At 38.1% G+C, this 22,225-nt stretch carries 18 protein-coding genes; 8 read left to right on the forward strand and 10 right to left on the reverse strand.

From position 1 onward, the window contains the following. Nucleotides 1-35: 35 nt before the first annotated feature. From AA650_RS04120 to wecB, 7 genes are all read left to right on the forward strand, one after another. The gene (locus AA650_RS04120) at nt 36-1,469 is read left to right on the forward strand and encodes a carotenoid oxygenase family protein (protein WP_053538066.1); all 1,434 of its coding nucleotides are present in this window, start codon (nt 36-38) and stop codon (nt 1,467-1,469) included. Nucleotides 1,470-1,705: 236 nt separating this feature from the next. Next, on the forward strand, nt 1,706-2,503 hold the full coding sequence (locus AA650_RS04125) for a glycine-rich domain-containing protein (protein ID WP_053538067.1): 798 nt from the start codon (nt 1,706-1,708) through the stop codon (nt 2,501-2,503). A 262-nt stretch (nt 2,504-2,765) separates the two neighbouring features. Then, complete coding sequence (locus AA650_RS04130; RefSeq protein ID WP_053538068.1) at nt 2,766-3,284, forward strand: tetratricopeptide repeat protein; 519 nt, start codon at nt 2,766-2,768, stop codon at nt 3,282-3,284. Nucleotides 3,285-3,326: 42 nt separating this feature from the next. Beyond that, a complete protein-coding gene (locus AA650_RS04135) occupies nt 3,327-3,989 on the forward strand; it encodes a hypothetical protein (protein ID WP_053538069.1) in 663 nt (220 codons plus the stop codon). A gap of 3 nt (nt 3,990-3,992) precedes the next feature. Continuing rightward, entirely contained in the window at nt 3,993-5,114 is a 1,122-nt protein-coding gene (locus AA650_RS04140; protein WP_053538070.1) for a DUF1822 family protein, read from the forward strand. A 175-nt stretch (nt 5,115-5,289) separates the two neighbouring features. Next, on the forward strand, nt 5,290-7,719 hold the full coding sequence (locus AA650_RS04145) for an ABC transporter substrate-binding protein (RefSeq protein WP_053538071.1): 2,430 nt from the start codon (nt 5,290-5,292) through the stop codon (nt 7,717-7,719). 79 nt (nt 7,720-7,798) lie between these two features. Next, nucleotides 7,799-8,929, forward strand: a complete 1,131-nt coding sequence (wecB, locus tag AA650_RS04150; protein WP_053538072.1) for a non-hydrolyzing UDP-N-acetylglucosamine 2-epimerase — start codon at nt 7,799-7,801, stop codon at nt 8,927-8,929. An 873-nt stretch (nt 8,930-9,802) separates the two neighbouring features. Here wecB and AA650_RS04155 read toward each other — a convergent pair. The 10 genes from AA650_RS04155 to AA650_RS04200 all read right to left on the reverse strand — a co-directional run bounded on the left by AA650_RS04155 (nt 9,803) and on the right by AA650_RS04200 (nt 17,874). Further along, nucleotides 9,803-10,408, reverse strand: a complete 606-nt coding sequence (locus AA650_RS04155; RefSeq protein WP_053538073.1) for a peptidoglycan-binding domain-containing protein — start codon at nt 10,406-10,408, stop codon at nt 9,803-9,805. Between the two features lie 168 nt (nt 10,409-10,576). Further along, nucleotides 10,577-11,425, reverse strand: a complete 849-nt coding sequence (locus AA650_RS04160; RefSeq protein WP_053538074.1) for a M23 family metallopeptidase — start codon at nt 11,423-11,425, stop codon at nt 10,577-10,579. 387 nt (nt 11,426-11,812) lie between these two features. After that, nucleotides 11,813-12,451, reverse strand: a complete 639-nt coding sequence (locus AA650_RS04165; RefSeq protein WP_411762910.1) for a tetratricopeptide repeat protein — start codon at nt 12,449-12,451, stop codon at nt 11,813-11,815. 204 nt (nt 12,452-12,655) lie between these two features. Next, nucleotides 12,656-13,066: a DUF4164 domain-containing protein gene (locus AA650_RS04170; protein WP_081424138.1), complete on the reverse strand. Its 411-nt coding sequence runs from the start codon at nt 13,064-13,066 to the stop codon at nt 12,656-12,658. A gap of 69 nt (nt 13,067-13,135) precedes the next feature. After that, on the reverse strand, nt 13,136-13,621 hold the full coding sequence (locus tag AA650_RS04175) for a hypothetical protein (protein ID WP_053538076.1): 486 nt from the start codon (nt 13,619-13,621) through the stop codon (nt 13,136-13,138). 169 nt (nt 13,622-13,790) lie between these two features. Then, the gene (gene galE, locus AA650_RS04180) at nt 13,791-14,789 is read right to left on the reverse strand and encodes a UDP-glucose 4-epimerase GalE (RefSeq protein ID WP_053538077.1); all 999 of its coding nucleotides are present in this window, start codon (nt 14,787-14,789) and stop codon (nt 13,791-13,793) included. Between the two features lie 255 nt (nt 14,790-15,044). Continuing rightward, on the reverse strand, nt 15,045-16,175 hold the full coding sequence (locus tag AA650_RS04185; protein WP_053538078.1) for an acyltransferase family protein: 1,131 nt from the start codon (nt 16,173-16,175) through the stop codon (nt 15,045-15,047). Between the two features lie 24 nt (nt 16,176-16,199). Continuing rightward, complete coding sequence (locus tag AA650_RS04190) at nt 16,200-16,946, reverse strand: NB-ARC domain-containing protein (protein WP_081424139.1); 747 nt, start codon at nt 16,944-16,946, stop codon at nt 16,200-16,202. Next, complete coding sequence (locus AA650_RS04195; protein WP_081424140.1) at nt 16,829-17,176, reverse strand: helix-turn-helix domain-containing protein; 348 nt, start codon at nt 17,174-17,176, stop codon at nt 16,829-16,831. Before AA650_RS04195 ends, AA650_RS04190 begins: the two co-directional genes overlap by 118 nt. Before the next feature lie 515 nt (nt 17,177-17,691). Next, nucleotides 17,692-17,874, reverse strand: a complete 183-nt coding sequence (locus tag AA650_RS04200; RefSeq protein WP_039201592.1) for a hypothetical protein — start codon at nt 17,872-17,874, stop codon at nt 17,692-17,694. A 172-nt stretch (nt 17,875-18,046) separates the two neighbouring features. Here AA650_RS04200 and AA650_RS04205 point away from each other — a divergent pair, with 172 nt between their 5' ends. Continuing rightward, entirely contained in the window at nt 18,047-22,189 is a 4,143-nt protein-coding gene (locus AA650_RS04205; RefSeq protein WP_053538080.1) for a Calx-beta domain-containing protein, read from the forward strand. Nucleotides 22,190-22,225: the final 36 nt, after the last annotated feature.

Here is a 22,225-nt window from a genome sequence, read left to right on the forward strand (position 1 = left end):
AGACAACAACCTATTATTCACAGAATAAATCCTATATGCAACAAATTGATCAAAAGTCAACTAAAAAAGCATGGTCTAGAGCAATATCTCAACCAGCAACAGAATTTTCTGCCACTCAATTACCTATTCTCGCAGGTACAATCCCCGATGGTTTACGGGGTACACTGTACCGGAATGGACCAGCACGACTAGAACGAAATGGTATGCCAGTGGGACATTGGTTTGATGGAGATGGAGCAATTCTGGCTGTTAATTTTACCAATGCAGAAACATTTGCAGTTTATCGCTATGTGCAAACTACAGGTTATCAAGAAGAAACTGCTGCGGGTAAATTGCTTTATGGTAATTATGGCATGACTGCACCAGGAATTATCTGGAATCAATGGATAAAACCTGTGAAAAATGCGGCGAATACTTCAGTTTTGGCATTACCTAATAAACTTTTGGCATTGTGGGAAGGTGGTAAACCTTATGCTTTAGATTTGCAAACTTTAGAAACTTGTGGTGAAGATGATTTAGGCAGTTTAACTAAGGGATTAAGTTATTCTGCCCATTATAAGCGGGATGCAAATACAGGGGAAATTTTTAATTTTGGTGTAACTCCTGGATTAAATGCCACACTTAATGTTTATAAAAGTGACTCTACGGGCAAAATTATCCGCACAGAAACATATCAATTAGAAGGTGTACCACTCATACATGATTTTGTTTTAGCAGGACAGTATCTAATCTTTTTTATTTCGCCAGTGAAGTTAAATCTTTGGCCTGTTTTGTTAGGGATAAGGAGTTATAGTGATTCCCTAGAATGGCATCCTGAATTAGGAACTCAGATTATAGTGATTGATAGAGAAAGTTTATCTTTAGTCAGTCGAGGAGAAACTGAATCTTGGTTTCAGTGGCATTTTGCTAATGGTTATGTAGATGCTAGTGGTGCAGTAATTGTGGATATTGCCCGTTATGAAGATTTTCAAACTAATGAATATCTTCGGGAAGTAGCTACGGGAGAAACTCACACAATTGCCAAAAGTACATTTTCACAAGTTCAACTTAATCCTTTAACTGGAAAAGTGATTAAAATTGAAACCCTTTCAAATCAACATTGTGAATTTCCGAGTGTTCCTCCCCAAAATGTTGGTCAATTTTCTCGCTATACCTATATGTCAGGATTCCAACCAGGAACAGATGTTGGTAAGGAGATTTTAAATAGTATTGCTCGTTTTGATCACAAAACTGGAACTTTAACACAAGCAAACATAGGAGAAAATCGCTATCCTTCCGAACCTATTTATGTGCAAAATCCGCAAAACTCTGAACAAGGTTGGGTGTTAACTGTGGTTTATGATGGTAATACTCATAGTAGCGAAGTTTGGGTATTTGCGAGTGATAGGTTAAATGCAGAACCTGTTTGTAAACTGGGATTACCCAGCGTTATCCCCCACAGTTTTCACGGTACATGGAAACCTGCTTAGAAAAATCCAATCATAGGAATTACGAACCGCAGAGGACACAGAGGACACAGAGGTTAGAGAGGAATGGGAGTTGAAAATAATTTCTGTGTAAGTCCTAAATCAAGCTAGGGGTGGGGTTTCTCCACCTTTTAGCTTGAGGACTTGATTTGTAATTGTAAAGTTTTGTAACGATATAGATAATATTACTCTACATTCACAGAAGAACTCATAGAACCAAAAGTTAATTCTTAACATCTATGAATCTTCAACAAGCAGAATTATATCAACGTCTTCAAGAGTTTTCTTTAGATGAAGAAAATGTTGCTTTCTCTTTTAGTCAAAGATTAGCAAGGGAAAATAACTGGACATTTGAATATACTCAGCGGGTAATTGATGAATATAAAAAATTTGCTGTTATTGCTGTTTTTGCAGGTCATCCAGTTACACCTTCTGATCAAGTAGATCAAGTTTGGCATTTACATTTAACATATACTCAATCTTATTGGGATGATTTTTGTGAAATATTAGGTAAACCATTAGATCATGGTCCGACTCGCGGTGGTAATAAGGAATATCATAAATTTAATCATTGGTATGTGAATACTGTAGATACTTACAAAATCTTTTTTGGAGAAAATCCACCTGTAGATATTTGGCCAGCCCCTCATATTCGTTTTGATTTGGATGCTAATTTTCAGCGTGTAGATACTCATAAAAATTGGATTTTACCAAAACCAATCTTAAAGTTTCCTGAGATAGATATTTCTCGTTTTATTCCTCAGAGAGTTTATCTAGCATTTTTGTTTACTTTGACATTAATTTTCACCAATTCTCAGGTTTTATTAGCCTCGAATAATACTAATTCCCAAAGTTCTCAAAGTTCTGAAAATTCTCTAGGATTTTGGTTTTTTTTGATAGTAGCTGGTTCTGTAATCTTCGTGATCTTCACATCTGGTAGTAGCGGTGGTGGTGGAAGTAGTGGCGGCGGTGATGGAGGTTGTGGTGGTGGAGGTTGCGGAGGTGGTTGCGGTGACGGTGGTTGTGGTGGCGGTTAATCGTTTTCAAGACTATTGATTTTTATCTCACGCAGAGGCGCAAAGGACGCAGAGAAAAGGAAAATATGAAGAAACTATTGATGAGAAGAATCTCTTTTCTGAATATTTTGACTAAACGAATGGGGAAAAATAAGTAGGTCAACATAATAAAACCAAATTGTGTAAAGAAAAGTAAAATGTCTCCCATCTTCAGCTTCCCAAAAAGAAACCTTAGCAATTTGATTGCAAAACTATATACTTTGAATAAAAAGGGTAAAATCGGATGAAAATATCAAAATTAACAAGTTTGGTTTTTGTACTAGGAGCAATATTATATAGCTCTAAAGTTGATGCTCAAAATGTGCCGAATATTTTAGAGTCAGGAAGAGAATCAAGATCACTGTTAGTTCAAGTTAATCCTCAAGATGCAGAATTTTACTTCAAGCGAAGTGGAGTCCAATTTCAATCAGGAGATTTGAAAGGGGCGATTGAAGATTATAACCAAGCATTGCGTCTTAATCCTAATTTTGCATTAGCCTACATCAATCGGGGTGCTGCCCGTCGTAAATTGGGAGATTTTACAGGGGCAATTGAAGATTTCAACCAAGCCCTACGTCTAAATCCTAATGATGCCCTAATATACTACAAACGAGGTCTTGTCCACAATAAATTGGGAAATATGAAAAGAGCTATTACCGATTTGCAAAAAGCATCTGAACTATTTCAACAACAAGGGAGAATAGCTGAATATCAATCTACTCTCGATTTAATTAAAATCATAAATATTCAGATAACAAAATAAAAATAATGGTATTATCTATCAAAATCAAACTAACCTAATCAAATGGATGAATTAGAAGCAAAAATCCTCCAACTTATTCAAGAAACCTGTCAACATCCTACTGGTAGTCTAGCCCGTCAAAAAGGACTCAATCAGATTATTTTACTCATTCAAAAAACAGGTAAATTATTGCGCGGTACAGGTATACCTGATGCCGAAGAAGCTTTACAGGAAACTTGGTGGTTTTTTTGCCGTAATCTTTGTGAAGCTACTAGCGCAAAAGAACCTTATAATCCTGATAAAAGTAGCGTTATTACTTGGATTAACAATTACTTAAGTTATCGGTTACAAGATAAACGGATTAGTTATTATGAACAAAAAAGTAAATTTGATTTTTTCTTAGAAGAAAATGAGCAAATAGATCCTGCAAATTTAATTCCTGCACCTACAGAACCAAGACCAATATTAAATGAAATTCAAGAATGGTTAAAAATAAATTCTTCAGAACTAAAACGTATTCATATCCGAGAACGTCCAGATGTTAATTGTTACGTTTTAATTTCCCGTCGTTTACCACCAGAAACATCTTGGCTAGATTTATCTGTAGAGTTTGGTATACCTGTAGCAACTCTCAGCAATTTCTATCAACGTCAATGTTTTCCCCGTCTGCTCAATTTTGGTAAATCCCAAGCTTATTTTGATAGCGAAGGTTACTTTGATATATAAATTATGAATTATCCTACTGAACAACAAAGCATTTCTATTCCTATTTCGGCAAAGTTCCGAGATACAGCTTTACAATTTGCCCAAGAACAACCAAATCCAGAAAAAGCAAAACTCGTATATCTGAATACTTTAGCTGTACAAGTTGTGAATAACTACTTGCAAATGTTAGATATTTCTACTACATTAGAAGCTAGTCATAGTTGGGATTATTGGGGAAGAATAGCTGGAAATGTAGCAGATTTATTATTAACTGGAATTGGACATTTAGAATGTAGATATATCAGAACAGGAGATCAGATTTGTTATATTCCTCCTGAAGTTTGGCATCATCGTTTTGGTTATGTGGTAGTAGAAATTAATCAAACCTGCCAAGAAGCCAAAATCAGAGGATTTTTACCCCAAGTTACGACAACAGAAATTAAACTAGAACAGTTACAACCATTAGAACTTTTCCTAGAACATTATCATCAATCTTCGGGTGTACAATTAAGACAATGGTTAGAGGGAATATATACATCTCAATGGCAAAATGTTGAGGAATTAGCTTTACAAAAAACTTCGCAATTAGCCTTTCGTTCTGCAAAAGTGCGTGGATTTGAAATAGATACATCCAAAAAAGTTTGGCAAGTTGTTGAACAATTATATCCTCATCAGAGTTGGGAAAAAATCTTGCCATCAACATTATTACAAAATTCAGATGTAGAAGTAACGGATATTCTTGTTCATCTTTTACAAACTACAAATGATGAAGAAATTCGTTGGACTCTAGCAGAGATTTTATGGACAATTACACCAAATCATCCTGTTATTACTGCTAGACGAATTATGGATTTAGGAATGCAGTTATCAGGTAAACCTGTAGCTTTAATGGTGGCTATATTACCCAAACAAGATAAAACTTTTGCGGTGCTTTTGCGGGTATATCCAATGGGAAATCAATTTTACTTACCGACAGGTTTAAAATTAGCGGGATTATATGAAAATGGACAGTCATTTTTAGAAGTTGAAGCCAGAGAACAAGGAGATAATTACATTCAATTAAAATTTTGTGCTGAAATGGGTGAAAAATTCCAAATCCGGGTTACTCTAAATAATGCAACCATTACGGAAAAGTTTGTCATTTAACTAGACAAATCAATTAGTTGTAGGTTGGGTTGAGGCTTTGCGAAACCCAAGCAATTCGCAAAAATGTTGGGTTATGCCTACGGCACGCTACGCGAACACGTTGTTCAACCCAACCTACATGAACTATTATAAAAAATTTGTCATTTAACTAGACAAATCACTTAGGGTAAAAACAGTGGGGAAGCTGATCATATTCGAGATTGGGGAAGGTAGTTTTGAAACAGGATTTCCTGTCAAAATCAGAATTGGGGAAGACGGTAAACCCCATTTCGCAGAAATTTCTGGCAGATTTCCACCAGCTTTAGAAATTCCTCAAACTTATTATGAATGGCAATCAGCTTATTATCAATTACCTGGAAATTGGTTAATTACTGTTCCCCAAACTCAAATTACTAATGTATCTACTACAGAAGTTTGTCATGCTGCTGCTCAAAAATTTCAATCTAGTTTTAATGATTGGTTAAATCAACCATCTGTCAGAAAATTAGAAAGGCAATTTTTACAAAAAATCGGTGATTGGCATAATGTCAGATTTATTGTACAAACACAAGATTCACTTTTAAGAAGACTTCCTTGGCATTTGTGGGAAATATTTCATACCAGTCATATTCAACCTGAAGTTGTCATTAGTTCTGAGTATGAACCATCCAAAATTAAATTAAAAAGTCCGGTAAAAATTCTGGCTATTTTAGGTAATAGTCAAGGGATTGATATTCAACCAGATTTACAAGCATTGACCGCAAAATTACCAGGGGCAATTATTGAACCTTTGCTGCAACCTTCGCGTCAAGAACTTGTTAATAAATTATGGTATCAACCTTGGGATATTTTATTTTTTGCCGGACATAGTTGCAGTCAAGAAGGTGATAGTTGGGGAGAAATTCAAATTAATGACAATGAAAGTTTATCACTCTTAGAGTTGCGTCACGCTCTGGGATATGCTGTAAAAAAAGGATTGAAGTTAGCAATTTTTAATTCTTGTGATGGTTTAGGATTAGCGCGTAATTTAGCTGATTTACGCATACCTTATACAATTGTGATGCGAGAACCTATTCCTGATATTGTCGCTCAACATTTTCTAGAATATTTTCTCACAGTTTTTGCATCTGGTGAATCTTTATATACTTCTGTACAGCAAGCGCGTGTGCGGTTACAGGAAGAACTAGAAAATCAATATCCTTGTGCCTCTTGGATACCTGTAATTTTTCAAAATCCAGCCGCAGCATTACTCAAATATCCCAAACCTCGGAATTTGCAAAAGATAGCTTTACAGTCAGTTATAGCTACGATGTTATTATTAATAATTGGTACTATTTCATGGCTGAGTTTCCAGGAAATAAAATTGCGAAATCGGTTGAGCTATGGTGAGAAAATATTATTTAATTCTCCAAAAAATTTAGATAAAGAAGCAGCTATCAAAGCATTTTGGTGGAAAAATTACAATCAAGCAATTAGAAACTTTAATAACTATTTACGGGAATATCCTAATGATCCAGAAGCGAGAATATATTTAGAAAATGCGAAAATTGGGAATAAAGAAGTAATTAAAATTGGTGTAGCTGTACCTATCAGTAGTAATCCTCCCATAGCACAAGAAATCCTCAGAGGAGTCGCACAAGCTCAACAAGAGATAAATAATGATGGTGGGGTGAATAGTAAGTTTTTACAAATCCAAATTGCTAATGATGATAATAATCCAGAAATAGCTCAAAAAATCGCTCAAATATTTGTAAAAAATCATGATATTTTAGCTATTATTGGTCATAATAGTAGTGATGCTACTGTACCCGCTGCTGATATATATCAAGCCGGAAAGTTGGTGATGATTTCCCCAACTAGTACCTCTACAAAATTAACAGATCGTCAAGATCAGACTCATGGTAATTATATTTATAGAACTGTAATTAGTTCTAATATTATTGCCGAAACTCTGGCTGAATATGCTAAAAATAATCAAAAAAATAAGATAGTTATTTGTAGAGATTCTCAAGCAACAGATCAATCTTTTTTTCAGGCTTTTATTCATGCTATTAATAACAAAAAATTGGAGTTAATAAGCGATATTCATTGTGATTTTGCTGCTGAAAACTTTCAAGCTGAACAGATTATTCAAAAAGCAATTGAGCAAAATGTCAATACTATTCTGCTTAATCCTCAAGTTGACAGAATTAATCAAGCTATCCAATTAGCTGAAAGTAATCAAGGTAAGTTATTATTATTAGGAAATCATAGTTTAGAAACTCAAAAAACTCTGGCTGCTGGTCAAGCATTTAATGGTATGGTAATGGCAGTTCCTTGGCAAATTAATGATTTAGAAAATAAAGAATTTGTCAAAAGTGCTAATCGGATTTGGGGTGAACAAATTTTAATTACTTGGCGGACAGCTACGGCTTTTGATGCTACTAAAACAGTAGCTATTGCTATGGAAAAAAATGGTAATACTAGAATAGGTATTCAACAAGCTTTAAGTCATAACTTTGCTTTTTCAGGTGTGACAGGGACAATCAAATTTTTATCATGGGGCGATCGCATCAGTAAGGCTGTGTTAGTTCAAATACAACCAGATACTCAAGCACTTACAGGCTACAATTTTGTCCGCAAATAGTATAAAAAATTTGGTATAATTAGGTAAAAAATTAATTACCGTCTAGGAAAATTAAAAGTAAATTCTAATTATTTGACTAATGACTAATCAACACCGCATTGGCATTATTTTAGGAACTCGTCCCGAAGCTATTAAACTAGCACCAGTAATTCAAGTTTTTCAAAATTCTCCAGATTTTGAATTGCAGGTAATTCTCACAGGACAACATCGAGAAATGGTTGAACAAGTAATGCAATTGTTCAAACTCAAAGCTGATTGGAATTTAGAGATTATGCAGCGACAACAATCTCTTAATGATATTACTTGTCGAAGTTTACAGGGTTTAGAAGCATTATTTCAAGCTCAAAAATTAGATTTTGTAATTGTCCAAGGAGATACAACAACAGCCTTTGCGGCGACCTTGGCAGCTTTTTATCAAAAAATCCCTGTGGGTCATGTGGAAGCGGGTTTAAGGACTGATGATTTATTTAATCCTTTTCCCGAAGAAGCTAATAGAAGGTTGATTTCCCAACTGACACAATTACATTTTGCGCCGACTACTTTAGCTGTAGAAAACTTACAAAATTCTGGGGTATTAGGAGAAATTCACTTAACAGGAAATACTGTAATTGATGCCTTGTTAAATGTGGCTGCAAAAAAACCAGTTTGCAATATACCTGGGTTAGATTGGCATAAATATAGGACAATATTGGCAACAGTTCATAGACGGGAAAATTGGGGAGAACCACTGCAAGATATCGCTCAAAGTTTTTTACAAATTTTAGAGCAATTTCCTGATACAGCCTTATTACTGCCATTACATAAAAATCCCACAGTTAGAGAACCATTGCAACAGTTGTTAGGGAGTCATCCCCGCATTTTCCTAACAGAACCCTTGGATTATGCTGAATTAGTGGGAGCTATTGAGCGATCGCATTTAATCTTAACCGATTCCGGTGGCTTACAAGAAGAAGCCCCCAGTCTGGGTAAACCAGTCTTAGTTCTCAGAGATACCACAGAAAGACCAGAAGCCGTTACCGCCGGGACAGCCAAACTCGTAGGTACACAAACCGCAAATATTGTCACAGCCGCTAGTGAACTACTCAGCAACCCCGACGCTTACACGAAAATAGCCACCGCCATTAATCCCTTTGGCGATGGCCATGCAGCAGAACGCATCCTAGAAATTGTTAAAAATTACCAGCAACGGGCAACAGGAAAACAACTTTAGTTACAGCAGGTTGCAGGTATATAAAGGTACATTATAGCCCCTCATCCCTTGCGGTGAACTAGTAGTCTGTCAACCCGAAAATGACGGGTGAAGGCAAGCAGGGGGAGAAGAGAGGCAGGGGGGTTACGTTTCTGGAGATTATCGGTTTCATCTAATACTTTTCAAGCAACCTCTTAAACATGGCTAAGAGAACTCCACAAAAAAGATGATCCTAGCTTACGCATTGACAAAGTTTTCTAAATATGTAATGTAGATTTTATCTCTTGTAGGGTGCGTCAGACCAATAATTTAGTAAGGATCGTGGATTAAATAAGGTGTAATACTGCTAAGGAACGCAAATTTAATAACCTGCAATTCTGACTTAACCTGAAATGGTGCGTTACGCTGTCGCTAATACACCCTACTTTTACACTTTATTTAATTCATATTCCTTAGAGGTTGTTTGAAAACTTTTTCGTGTGGGATCTGACACCCGCAGATCCCCCTAAATCCCCCTTGGAAAGGGGGACTTTGAGGAATTTAGCCCCCCTTTGTAAGGGGGGTTGGGGGGATCTCAATTAATTCTGATACTTTTCAAACATCCTCTAAGAGACTTCCAAGAAATAAATTATCCTGATTAACGAACCACGGAGGCGCAGAGGACACAGAGGAATAAGGGTTTGAGAGATTTTTGCGTTAGGTGGTTTATCGGTTGTCAAGAGATTGCTTCCTTTCACTCGCAATGACAACTCATGCAGCACAGGTTTATTAGAGACTTCCAATCAAAAAAATATCCCAAAATTTCTTGTGGTGCGGGACGAATTGCCCGCTAATCATCAAGGACGGGCAAGGATGCCCATCCCACAAAATTGGATTATTTGTTTGTGGAGTTCTCTAAATACCTAAAGCTCTCCGAGTTTGATAACCAACAACGCCATCTACACGCAGTCCGTTACGTCTTTGGAAGTGACGAATTGCGTTAATGGTGCGTGAGCCGTAAACACCATCAACTCTAATCCCTAAAGCTCTTTGAATTTCTCTAACTCGTTCACCTCTTGAGCCATATCCTACCGTCACCCTACCCCCAACACCGTATCCAGAACGATATCTGCGGTGAGAATAGCCAGGAGTATTACCAATCCATCTTTCAGCAGCATAGTATCCTCGGTAACGTCCCGAAGAAATTCTCGCAAATCCATTTCTGACACTGCCTGTTTCACCAATATATGAACCATTGCGGACACAAGCTACAGATGAATTTGCAGTGCTAGGTCCGGTACGAATATAAAGACAATTTCCATTCGTGCTGACATATTCTGCGGAAGCAAACTGCATTTGAGTCACTGTAGCTAGTAATATAGTCACACCAGCCAAAGTTAACCATGCCGAAGATTTAAAAATTTTCCGCCAATTAAATGACGATTTGGGAAAATTTAATGCAAAATTTTCATTTGGTTGTTCATCTTCTATATACATATATGAATAAGCCAAATATTCCATAATCACCTGCTCCTTTATGTGAACTTTTACGATACTTTTGTCTAGTTTTAATCTTTATTGATTTTATACTTCTTTAGCACAATATGTTGGCTACTATATTCCGCCATCTGAACTGTCACATCAGGTATTTGTAATGAAATCATCAATTACATAAAGAGGTTAGTATTTTTATTTCCCTAAACCACGAGAAGTGAGAAAACTATCCGCACGAATTGGACTACCATTGCGCCAAATTTCTATTTTCCCGGGGCTGATTAAGTAGGAAAAAGTACCATTTTCTGCCTGATATTTGTTATTATCAACTTTCCAAGCCCGAATTTTTAAAACTTGACTGGGTTCCTGTTTCAATTTCCCTAAATAAAATAACTGACCATTTTCTTCGCAAACTTTTATACTAACTGTTGCCGTCTCCCCATTCATAATTGTAGTCCCATGACAATCAGCATGATTACTTATAGGTGAAACTGGTTGTGGAGTTCGGGTAACTGGTTGATTTACTGGTGTTTTTGCGATCGTGACGGACGGTAATAAACTGAGAGGATTACTAGCTAAACGACCATCTGCATAAAATTCAAAATGCAAATGAGGGGCGGTGCTATTGCCTGTTGAACCCATTTCGGCAATAATTTGACCTTGTTTGACCTGTTGACCTTTACTGACCAATAAGCGGCTATTATGTCCGTAAACCGTCACATTGCCATTAAGATGTTTAATTTCGATAAAATTACCTAATCCCCAATCATCCCAACCAGCTTTGACAACTGTACCAGCCGCAGCAGCCAAAATCGGAGTCCCTTTTGCACCCGCAATATCAATTCCCTCATGTTGATATTTACGGAAACCTTGAGAAAGCACACCCTGAGTAGGCCAAATTAAGTTAGTAGCAGGTGCAAATGTGGTGTTAGTTAGAGAAACTGTTTGAGGTGAAGCTGGAGCAATTTGATTCAAGACTAGACTGCAAGAAATTAAACTCATTAAAGCGTAATTGCAAAAGCGGTAGATATTAACTTTTTTCATCAGTTTCTAGCCTCATAGTTGCTATAGCAGCGAAAAGAAGTCAAAGCCGACTACTGTAAATGGAGAAATGCTATAGTTACTTGCTATTTCAGTCTCAAATGTGTCACATCAGGACAGTTAGCTGGTTAAATTTACAACTTGTGCAAACTTACTATTTCCAGAAATAGATCCCCGACTTCTTAAAGAAGTCGGGGATCTTGTTTTTTTGGCACAATTAAATATGAAACCTCTCTCCAAACCTCTCCCCTACCAGGGGAGAGGCTTTGACTCCTCTTTCCCCTTGTAAAAGGGGAAAACAATAAAAATCCAGTTCCCTCCCCTTTATAAGGGGAGGGTTAGGGAGGGGTAAAACATTTGATACAGTAATCATGACTTTTCAAACAACCTCTAAGTTCCTGCTATAGTATAAGAAGCAACGAAAGGAACTGAAATAGTTGTATAACTACCTGCAACTATTTCCACAGCATAAGCATTTTGAACAGGTTTCCAGTCTAGAGGATATCCAGCAGGATCTAAATCAAGACGGTAAATACCCGGAGAAACTTTAAATAAAACACCTTGTTTTGTAATAGTTGCCAAACTAGGATTAAATTTTTTATTATTTAGGATTAATAGTAGTTCCATATCTTGAGTATAAATCTCTTCATTATTATCTCTAATACCATTATTATTCTTATCTAAAAAAGGTTGAATAAATATACCACCCTCACTGCGTAAATGTTCAGATTGAGAGTCTCCAAATCTTAAATTAGGACTGAAATTAACTACTGAACCAATTTCAAGTCGATAAGAAGTTGTATCTGATGTCATAGAAATTCCGTCATAACGCAAACGCAGAGACAAACCGGGAATAAAAAAGCCAAGGTTAATGTGGGCTTTGATGTGGTCAGGTTGGAATATCAGAATTTGCTGGAAGCACCTCTGAGCTTGGGTAAGTTCTGGTTGGAGCAACAAGAGACAACCTAAGTTATGCAGTGCATCTATAAAATTGGGTTGTAGTTTGAGGGCATTTTGGAAACAGGCGATCGCTTTTGAAAACTATCCCATCTGTTGTAAAATATTCCCCAGTTGGTAAGGTTTGATAGGTGGTGAAAGCAATGCTAATATGCTCATGTTGTGGGTATTCTTATGAACCTTCTGGTGGGTGGGGGATAGGGAATGGGATTGTATGGACAAGCCACGTAAGTTGTTAAACATTAATAAGATCCTATATAGCATCAATTAAGGTTTTCAAATTTTACCAGTGGGGAAGAAACCGAATAGTTTGACTACTCCACTAATTAAGGCAATAATTACTGCTACTAGAACTCCACGATTAATAAATTCTTGGTTATCTAGTCTTTTATCAATACCAATAACTTTTTCTTCTAAGGTTTTAATTTCCCCTGATAGTTTTTCATCTAGGCTTTTAATTTCCCCTGATAGTTTTTCATCTAAGATTTTAATTTCCCCAGATAGTTCTGCCTGTCCAATTTCCAGTTTATTTAGTCTACTATCAATAGTTTCTAGTTTTTGATTGACTTCAGCAAATTGCCGATCCATTTTTTGGTTGACTTCGGTAAATTGCTTCTCTATCTTTTGATCCAGACGAGATAATATTTCTTCGAGGGTATAAGTGAGAATTGGTGGGTTGGTTGTCATATATTTTGGTGATAGTTGTTTTATAGACAATAACAGCAGCACCTGTCATTTTACTAACAATCAGGGTTTTCAGATTTTACCAGTGGGAAAGAAACCGAATAGTTTAACTACTCCACTAATTAAGGCTATAATCACTGCTACTAGAACTCCACGATTAATAAATTCTTGGTTATCTAGTCTTTTATCAATACCAATAACTTTTTCTTCTAAGGTTTTAATTTCCCCTGATAGTTTTTCCTCTAGGGTTTTAATTTCCCCTGATAGTTTTCCATCTAGGGTTTTAATTTCCCCTGATAATTCTGCCTGTCCAATTTCCAGTTTATTTAGTCTACTATCAATAGTTTCTAGTTTTTGATTGACTTCGGTAAACTTTTGATTGACTTCGGTAAACTTTTGATTGACTTCAGCAAATTGCCGATCCATTTTTTGATTGACTTCGGTAAATTGCTTCTCCATTTTTTGGTTGACTTCGGTAAATTGCTTCTCTATCTTTTGATCCAAACGAGATAATATTTCTTCCAGAGTATAAGTGAGAATTGGCGGGTTGGTTGTCATAAATATTATTTAGAGAGGCGGGAGTTCCTCGACAAGTTGAGAGAGTTCAAAGGCGTTGCTGAGTAAAAGTATGATTTTATTTCACGCAGAGACGCTCCAGGCGCAGAGAGTAAGAGTTTGAGAGATGGAATTTTCGACTTTCATACCTCAATTCACCAACGCCGGGTTTTTATTTATGCCTTTGTTGATGCCATTGCCAAGCGTGAGAGACGATATCTTTAATACCTGGATATTGAGGTTGCCAATTTAAGATTTTCTGAGCTTTTTCGCTTGTACCAATTAGGGCTGGAGGATCTCCAGGACGGCGATCGCATTCTTTGACTGATATTACCATACCTGTGACATCTTCCGCCGCAGCAATCACTTCTCTAACTGAAAAACCGTTACCATTACCTAAGTTAAAAACTTCGCTTTCACCACCATTTAATAAATATTCTAGTCCTAAAATATGGGCATCGGCTAAATCATTGACATGAATATAATCGCGGATGCAAGTACCATCAGGAGTAGGATAATCAGTCCCAAAAATGCTAATAGCTTCCCGTTGACCTAATGCTGTTTGTAACACTAAAGGGATTAAATGGGTTTCGGGATGGTGATCTTCTCCTAATAATCCTTCAGGGTTAGCACCAGCAGCATTAAAGTAACGGAAACGTACTGATTTAAAATTGTATGCCACATCAAAATCAGTTAATATCCTTTCTACCATTAATTTAGTTGCACCATAGGGATTAATGGGATTTTGGGGATGATCTTCCGTAATCGGAATAAAATTCGGTACACCATAGGTAGCACAGGTGGAAGAAAAGACGAATTTCTGAATTGAAGCTGCTAACATTGACTCTAATAATGTCAACGTTCCTAAAACATTATTCCGGTAGTATTTAGCTGGGTCAGTGACAGATTCACCTACATAAGCATAGGCGGAAAAGTGCATAACTGCGGCAAAATGGCGACTCTGAAAAAGATGATCTAATAAAGTGCGATCGCTCGTATCCCCTTCTATCAATTCTACCTCTAAAACCTCTTCTACCAAATCCCGATGTCCATACACCAAATTATCCAGGATGACTACCTCATAACCAGCTTGCTTGAGCGCTAACACTGTATGAGAACCAATATATCCTGCTCCCCCTGTCACCAAAATGCTAGGTTTTTCCGCTGACATAGTTTATTTCTCCTTGATGGTTATTTTGTTAATCTAATTTAAGTAGGTTGGCGTTGAAAATTATCGTTATAGCAAGGCAAGAGGCAAGAGGCAAGAGGCAAGAGTAAAGAAGTTTTCAGCGATTTTACGTTTCTTTACACAGTTTGGTTTTATTGTGTTCACCTACTTAGCTTAATTTGAAATCAGATCCCCGACTTCTTTAAGAAGTCGGGGATCTGATCTTTGGTTAATATGCCTGTCCCAGCAAAGTTTTATTTACACTTTAATAAACCAGCGTTTCTGATACATTAAGACAGCCACACCATACCAAAATAACAAGGTAACAAATGCAAACAAAAATGAGCCGTTGAAATTTCCTGACCAAGATGCAAAGATATTGTGATAAATCCAATCATATACGCTAACGGCAGTTTCACCTGTACCCAGTTGAGTTTTGGCTATGATTTTAATTAGAAATACAGAAGCCACAAAAAGAGCGATCGCATTTAATCCCATGATCTCAAAAGGCTTACTCCAGCGTTTAATTAGCCTCACCTCTATCAACTCATAACAAGCTGCTAATAACATTAACGCCCAACCAGAGGTAAATAAAACATAGGAACTTGTCCAAATTTTCTTATTAATGGGAAATGACACATCCCAAATAATTGCAATTACCAAACAACACAAACCAAACAATACTAAATCCATGCTAGTTTGTGAACTAGCCTGTTTTTTATCTTTAATCCATTGCCCCGTAAAATAACCAGCTAAAACGCTAACTATTGCCGGAATAGTGCTAAAGAGTCCTTCTGGGTCTCCCAGAAAATTAAACCCATCACCCTTATACAAATGTGCTTTGGGAATAATTAATCTATCAATAAATGCGCCAAAATTACCTTCCCTTGTCAGCACTCCTGCACCATAATCAGGAACAGGAACATACATCATTGTTAACCAATAAGCAATTAGTAATCCTCCCGCTACTAGCCATTGACTTTTGCGAGGTAATTTTAAAACTATTAAAGATGCAAAAAGATAAGTTAAAGCAATCCGTTGTAATATCCCCATCAAGCGGATACTACTTAAATCAAAAGTCCCAACACCTTGATTCCAAAAACCATTTAATACTAAACCCAATATAAATAGAATCGCAGTCCGGCGCAGGATGCGTAAGTAAACTGCTTTGGTAGGTTTGTTCTGGGCGGTATATTTTGCTAAAGAAAAGGTCATTGCTACACCGACAATGAATAAAAAGCAGGGAAATATTAAATCAGTAGGTGTACAACCGTGCCATTGGGCATGACTGAGGGGACGATAAACATCATCTGCAACTCCGGCCATATTAGCGAGAATCATCGCTGCAATGGTGATACCACGAAACACATCAAGTGAACTCAGACGCATAAGCGGAATAATCTATTTGAGAGTCTAACGGGTACTTTTTTCTTCTAGAAACTTACCAATGTCACCATCAAATAAGTCAATGATGGTACTAACAACCACTTTAATTTTGAGGGGATTATTTCCATAGAGATAGCATAGTTCATATTTTTGTTCATCAGTTCCCAATAATTGTTTTGATTGGATTAGGGAAAAAGCTATTTCTGATGAACCCAATAATCCCAAAGAACGTACTGATAATGTCCACTTCTCCATAAAACCAACTTCAGCAGGTTTGGATTGACTTGTGAAAATGAGACAGCTTTGATGGTGTGTTTCCGCAATTATTTGGGTTAGTTGAGTATATTTTATATAATTAATATCTGAAGCCGGGTCAAGATTATCCAAGATAATCAGACAACGACGAGTACGCAAATAATGGATAACTCGATTAATGTCGGATTTGCTTTCTTTGTGATTAGAGACAAAAGATAGCAAGTCAGTGATCATACTCTCAAAAGATGGAACAGTAGGCACTGAACGCCAAAAAACGCAATCAAACTCACCCCCAATCTGTTTTGCTAGTTGAGTAGCTAAAGCTGTTTTACCAATTCCACTGATACCGAACAATCCTACCAACCGACAGCTATCTTGGATAATCCATGATTCTAACTGGATCAGTTCTTCCCTACGTCCGTAAAATGGTGAAATATCAATTGCTGTTCCCCAGTCTTGGAATTTATTGAAATTGTTTTTTTTTTGCGTATTTGTCCGGATTGCGGGGGGGGGGTAGATATTACTTCATCGCTGCTAGTGGTAATTTCTTGCCAATCTAGATTTAATTTGCGACATAGTTCTTCAACTGTTCTATAGTTAACAGGTTTACCAGTTAAGAAATTACTAACTGTAGCTAAGGATAATCCGGTATCATCAGCTAAGGCTCTTTGGTTAGCGTATCCATTGCGTGTAACAGCCACCCTAACCTCGTCAATACAGTCATAACGAACGCATAGTGATCTTGGCATTGATTTCTGTTAAGTGGTTATTCCCATGATGAAAGCGTACAGATGATAGTTTGTTTTTACGCTTAAACCCGCCTATTTTAGGTAATTTATGACTTTAATTTTTAATTTCTTTTAGTCTAAATTCCCGTTACTGTATTTAATTTTAGGATATTTTGGCTGGTGTTGAGCGATCGCCTCTTTTATTTTTCCGAAGTTTTCTGTTGTGAACGCGGGAACCCGGAATCTAATCCCCTCCCCAAAGCATCGGCTATCGTGTACACACAAGTCAAATTACCTCCCTTAATCCTTATGAAGGGGGGAAACAAGAAAATCCAGTTCCCTCCCCTTTGCAAGGGGAGGGTTAGGGTGGGGTGAAAAAGATTGTAGAGACCGCCCGCTACTCATCCCCATTATAAAATTACATTGAGGCTGGGGACTTTCGCGTATTGTTAAAACCCACATTCAGCATGAGTAAATATACTCAAAATATTTTTCCCAGCAGGTTATTTTGTCAAAAAAAGAATTTCATAAAACAGCTAAAACCCAATCATAATAACCAGTTCATGCTTTTTGCTATCTAGGTCGGTATTCAATGAATTTAATCTCAAACCAACTAATTTATTGACATTATTCTCAATAAACTTGATTCGAGCTTTAAATATATCGGCGATCGCTCTAATATAGAATTGCGTGTCATTGTCTGAAAGCCTTGTTATCATTGGGTTATGGATAATTCCGAAAATTCAAAAAACACCTGCGGAATGTGGGTTAAAAAACTTAATATATGTGCAATTAAAGTCAGTACAAAGTCAGTAAAAGTCAGTACGGAACTCAGTTATCTATGGGATATGCTGAAAAAAGCAACTATTAACAATATACAAAGTCACATTTATGACGGAAGCTACTATTGGATCAAATTCAAATGAGTTAAGTCTTGATGTAACTGTTCAGAAACTTACCTTCTCTGCACAGACTGACTCCTCCGTCTCTTCTACCATAGAAGAATCCACTGGGTTAAATGCCCTCTTCAATGAGACTGGAAAAATTTACCTCTCTGTTGATGGTCGTGGAACTTTCGATTCAACAGGATCTGTTCGGGTTGACAAAAAGCCCGGTGCTACCGTTCGCAAAGCTTATTTAGTGGCTGATGGCACAAATATTACCAGCAGTGTTATTGGCACAACTGCTGGAATAAATGGTACAAGTATTAATTGGGATCGAACTGAATCTACAACGGTTTCCAGTTTTAGCTTCTACAGCTACCTCAGTGATGTTACTTCATTAGTAAAACCTACTATTGATGCCGCAACAGATGGTATCATTAGTATTGCTGTTGACGAAGGAAACGAATCTGCATCATACGAAGGACTCGCTCTTGCTGTGTTGTTTGATGATCCTAGTCAACCGGCAGATAGTAGCGTAATTTTGTACTTTGGTGGTTTACGCCCTACAGGTGCAACTTCCACGATCAATTTTTCTTCTCCTGTTGATACCAGTTTAACTCTCGGAGCAACTTTAGGGTTAGGAATTGGATTTAGTAACGCCCCCGCAGGACAAACCTCTCAAGTTAAAGTTAACGGTCAACCATTAACTCAAGTTGCAGGTAATTATGATGACGGTCAATTTGGTAACGGGGCTTTGTTTACTGTTGGTGGTATAGGAGATAGTCCTGATAACCCACCCTCCGATAGCACAGATCCAGCAACAGATGATGAACTTTACAATCTGTTACCCTTCATTAATAACGGAGATACTAGTCTTACACTGGAAACGGTTAATCCGTCCAATGATGATCATATCTTCTTTGCTCATCTCACTCTAAATGGCATCAGTGCAGTAAATATTCCCAGCACTATCACATTCAGTACCACCAATTACAGTGTTCAAGAAGACGGAACTCCCATTACCCAAGTAACTCTTACTCGTTCAGGGGGAATCATCGGCGAAGTAAGTGTCACCCTAACCCCCAGTGACGGAACTGCAACAGCAGGTAGTGACTACGACAACAATCCCATTACTGTCACCTTTGGCGATGGTGAAACGACTAAAACTGTAGCTATTGCCGTTATTGATGACACCATTTACGAAGGTGATAAAACCGTCAATTTAACCCTAAGCGATCCTACGGGAGGCGCAATATTAGGTAATCAAATAAACTCAACCCTCACTATTGTTGAGAATGAACCTGTTCCCCAAAGCGTTTATACCTTTACCTATACCTATGGTAATGGCGATAGCTATTCTGGTTATGGCTATGCTGCACAGGGAACCTATACGGTTGATCAAGTATTGGATGGTTACACCAATGAAACAGGCAACCCCGGCTATTACACCATTAATTCTGTTGACAAGACTGATATTGTCAACAACAACTCCGTCTATGTGACTAGCTACACCGATGGCGATACTGGTTATGGTACAACAAATAGTATTAGCTCGTGGGGCTACAATGGTTTAGGCTCTGAATCCGGCTATGCCTACAATTCTGCTGGGGGCCTTGACGATTTCAGTAACTCCAATGAAGCCGACCTAATCAACCAACAATATACCTTTACCTATACCTATGGTAATGGAGATAGCTATTCTGGTTATGGCTATGCTGCACAGGGAACCTATACGGTTGGTCAAGTATTGGATGGTTACACCAATGAAACAGGCAACCCAGGCTATTACACCATTGATTCTGTTGACAATGCTGGCACTGGCAACAACAACTACGTCTATGTGACTAGCTACACCGATGGCGATACTGGTTATGGTTCTGCTTACGGTGGTTACGGTAATGGCTATAATGGTTTAGGCTCTGAATCTGGCTATGCCTACAATTCTGCTGGGGGCGGTGACGATTTCAGTAACTCCAATGAAGCCGACCTAATCAACCAACAATATACCTTTACCTATACCTATGGTAATGGAGATAGCTATTCTGGTTTTGGCTATGCTGCACAGGGAACCTATACGGTTGGTCAAGTATTGGATGGTTACACCAATGAAACAGGCAACCCAGGCTATTACACCATTGATTCTGTTGACAATGCTGGCACTGGCAACAACAACTACGTCTATGTGACTAGCTACACCGATGGGGATACTGGTTATGGTACAACAAATAGCATTAGCTCGTGGGGCTACGGTGGTTTAGGCTCTGAATATGGCTCTGCCTACAATGCGAACTATTCAGGAGACACTGGGTTCAACAGCTATTACGAAGCAGATTTGCCTGCCGTCCTGCAAGTGCGACTGAATCTGCTGGCAGATAACAATGGAACACCCGGTGAAATAATCAGCAATGACCAAGTAGGACTAAATCGTTCCTTCTTTGTAGAAATACAGGTAGCAGACCTGCGTGGAAATGCGGCTGGGGTTAACGGTTTAGGACTTAATTTAGCTTGGGATGGGCTGATTCTGGAATCTATTGATACGCCCTTTGACCCCACCAACATTATCACCGCCAATTTCCCACTGTTACAGGATGGAACTGTAGACAATAGCAGTGGTTTGATTAACAACCTCAGTGGCGGTTCTCTCCCCGCTTTTGAATTGGGTCAAGCTATAGGAGTGAATCAGTTAGAACGCTTTGCTCTTCTGCGCTTCCAAACAGAAAATTCCACCGGGACTTACTATTTCACAACCACAGTAGATAGCGCTGCTTTAGCGGATGACAATCCCTACTACTCTCTGGATGTGGAAACATACCAACCAATTGTGGTAACTCCGGCTTACAGCCAATATAACTTTACCTATAACTACGGTAATGGGGATAGTTATACGGGTTATGTTTATGCTGTGGATGGAACTTATGCAGCAGGTCAAACCATTGGCGGCTACAACGAAACGGGGTATCCAGGTCAGTACACTATTGACTCCATTACCCCCACTGCTTTAGATAGTTCCTATAACAACCGCGTCTATGTCACCAGCTACACCGATGGTGATACTGGTTATGGAACAACAACCAATGTGTCCCGTGACTGGCAGGGTGTTAATGGCTATGGGGGACTTGGTTCGGAAGGTGGCAATGCCTATGACGTAAATGGCAATAGTTCCGACCCCTACTTTAGCCAATACTACGAAGCTGACATCCAGAACCAACTATTTAACTACACCTACACCTACGGTAATGGCGATAGTTATAGTGGTTACGGCTACGCTTTAGCAGGAACCTATACAGCAGGTCAAGTATTGGGTGGTTATGCCAATGAGACAGGCTATACAGGACAATACACCATTGACTCAGTAAGCGCTGTAACAACGGATAGTTCCTACAACAATCGTGTCTATGTCACCAGCTACACAGATGGCGACACCCTCTACGGTGAGACCACCAATCTCTATAGCTATGGCGGCGGCTCTGGTTTTGGCTCAGAATACGGTTATGCCTACACAGCAGAGGGGTATACTTATGATTCCTACTTCAGCCAATACTCCGAAGCTGATCTTGTGATTCCAGGTTTGGCTATTACCGATAATTCAGGCAATGCCAATGATTCTAGTATCAAATTCACAACAGAACTATCCAAGTTCCGTAAGAACTTCCAAGACAGCGATTATGTCCGCCCCAATTATGCTGATACCACCAAATACTTTGACATCACCAATACGGGGTCAGGTGTTCTGGTGGTTTCCGATATTCAGATTAATGTCAGCGGGGTGACTGTGAATCTGGATTTGTCAGGGGATAAAGACCTGTTGGTGAATCCGGGTTCTAGTCAACGGGTTAACTTGACCTATGATCCTTTGGTGGCTGGGGAAAACTTTGATTTTGATAAAAATGGTAGTAGTCTGGTATTGTTTACCAACATTCCTGATTGGTCTCAGTACGAGGTTAAATTGTCCGGTAAATCCACCTTTAACTCAGACATCAACTATGATGGCAAAGTTAATACTGGTGATTTAGGTTCACTGAACCAAGCAAGAACGAACTTTAATAGGGGAATTTTTGATGGCACTGCTGATATCAATGGTGATGGGTTGATTAGTACCCTTGATGCAAATGCCTTAACTGCTGACATTAGACTGAAATTGTCGGTTTAAGTTCTCAGTGTCTATTTAGGGACTTCCAATTAAAAA

This window comes from Anabaena sp. WA102 (assembly GCF_001277295.1).
Lineage (GTDB): Bacteria > Cyanobacteriota > Cyanobacteriia > Cyanobacteriales > Nostocaceae > Dolichospermum > Dolichospermum heterosporum.

Coding starts and splice junctions, on each gene's coding strand:
- AA650_RS04160 (WP_053538074.1), bottom strand. CDS start 11,425: ATGAAAAAAGTTAATATCTACCGCTTTTGCAATTACGCTTTAATGAGT.
- wecB (WP_053538072.1), top strand. CDS start 7,799: ATGACTAATCAACACCGCATTGGCATTATTTTAGGAACTCGTCCCGAA.
- AA650_RS04135 (WP_053538069.1), top strand. CDS start 3,327: ATGGATGAATTAGAAGCAAAAATCCTCCAACTTATTCAAGAAACCTGT.
- AA650_RS04200 (WP_039201592.1), bottom strand. CDS start 17,874: ATGATAACAAGGCTTTCAGACAATGACACGCAATTCTATATTAGAGCG.
- AA650_RS04140 (WP_053538070.1), top strand. CDS start 3,993: ATGAATTATCCTACTGAACAACAAAGCATTTCTATTCCTATTTCGGCA.
- AA650_RS04125 (WP_053538067.1), top strand. CDS start 1,706: ATGAATCTTCAACAAGCAGAATTATATCAACGTCTTCAAGAGTTTTCT.
- AA650_RS04120 (WP_053538066.1), top strand. CDS start 36: ATGCAACAAATTGATCAAAAGTCAACTAAAAAAGCATGGTCTAGAGCA.
- AA650_RS04205 (WP_053538080.1), top strand. CDS start 18,047: ATGACGGAAGCTACTATTGGATCAAATTCAAATGAGTTAAGTCTTGAT.
- AA650_RS04170 (WP_081424138.1), bottom strand. CDS start 13,066: ATGACAACCAACCCACCAATTCTCACTTATACCCTCGAAGAAATATTA.
- AA650_RS04155 (WP_053538073.1), bottom strand. CDS start 10,408: ATGGAATATTTGGCTTATTCATATATGTATATAGAAGATGAACAACCA.
- AA650_RS04130 (WP_053538068.1), top strand. CDS start 2,766: ATGAAAATATCAAAATTAACAAGTTTGGTTTTTGTACTAGGAGCAATA.
- AA650_RS04195 (WP_081424140.1), bottom strand. CDS start 17,176: ATGCCAAGATCACTATGCGTTCGTTATGACTGTATTGACGAGGTTAGG.
- galE (WP_053538077.1), bottom strand. CDS start 14,789: ATGTCAGCGGAAAAACCTAGCATTTTGGTGACAGGGGGAGCAGGATAT.
- AA650_RS04185 (WP_053538078.1), bottom strand. CDS start 16,175: ATGCGTCTGAGTTCACTTGATGTGTTTCGTGGTATCACCATTGCAGCG.
- AA650_RS04175 (WP_053538076.1), bottom strand. CDS start 13,621: ATGACAACCAACCCGCCAATTCTCACTTATACTCTGGAAGAAATATTA.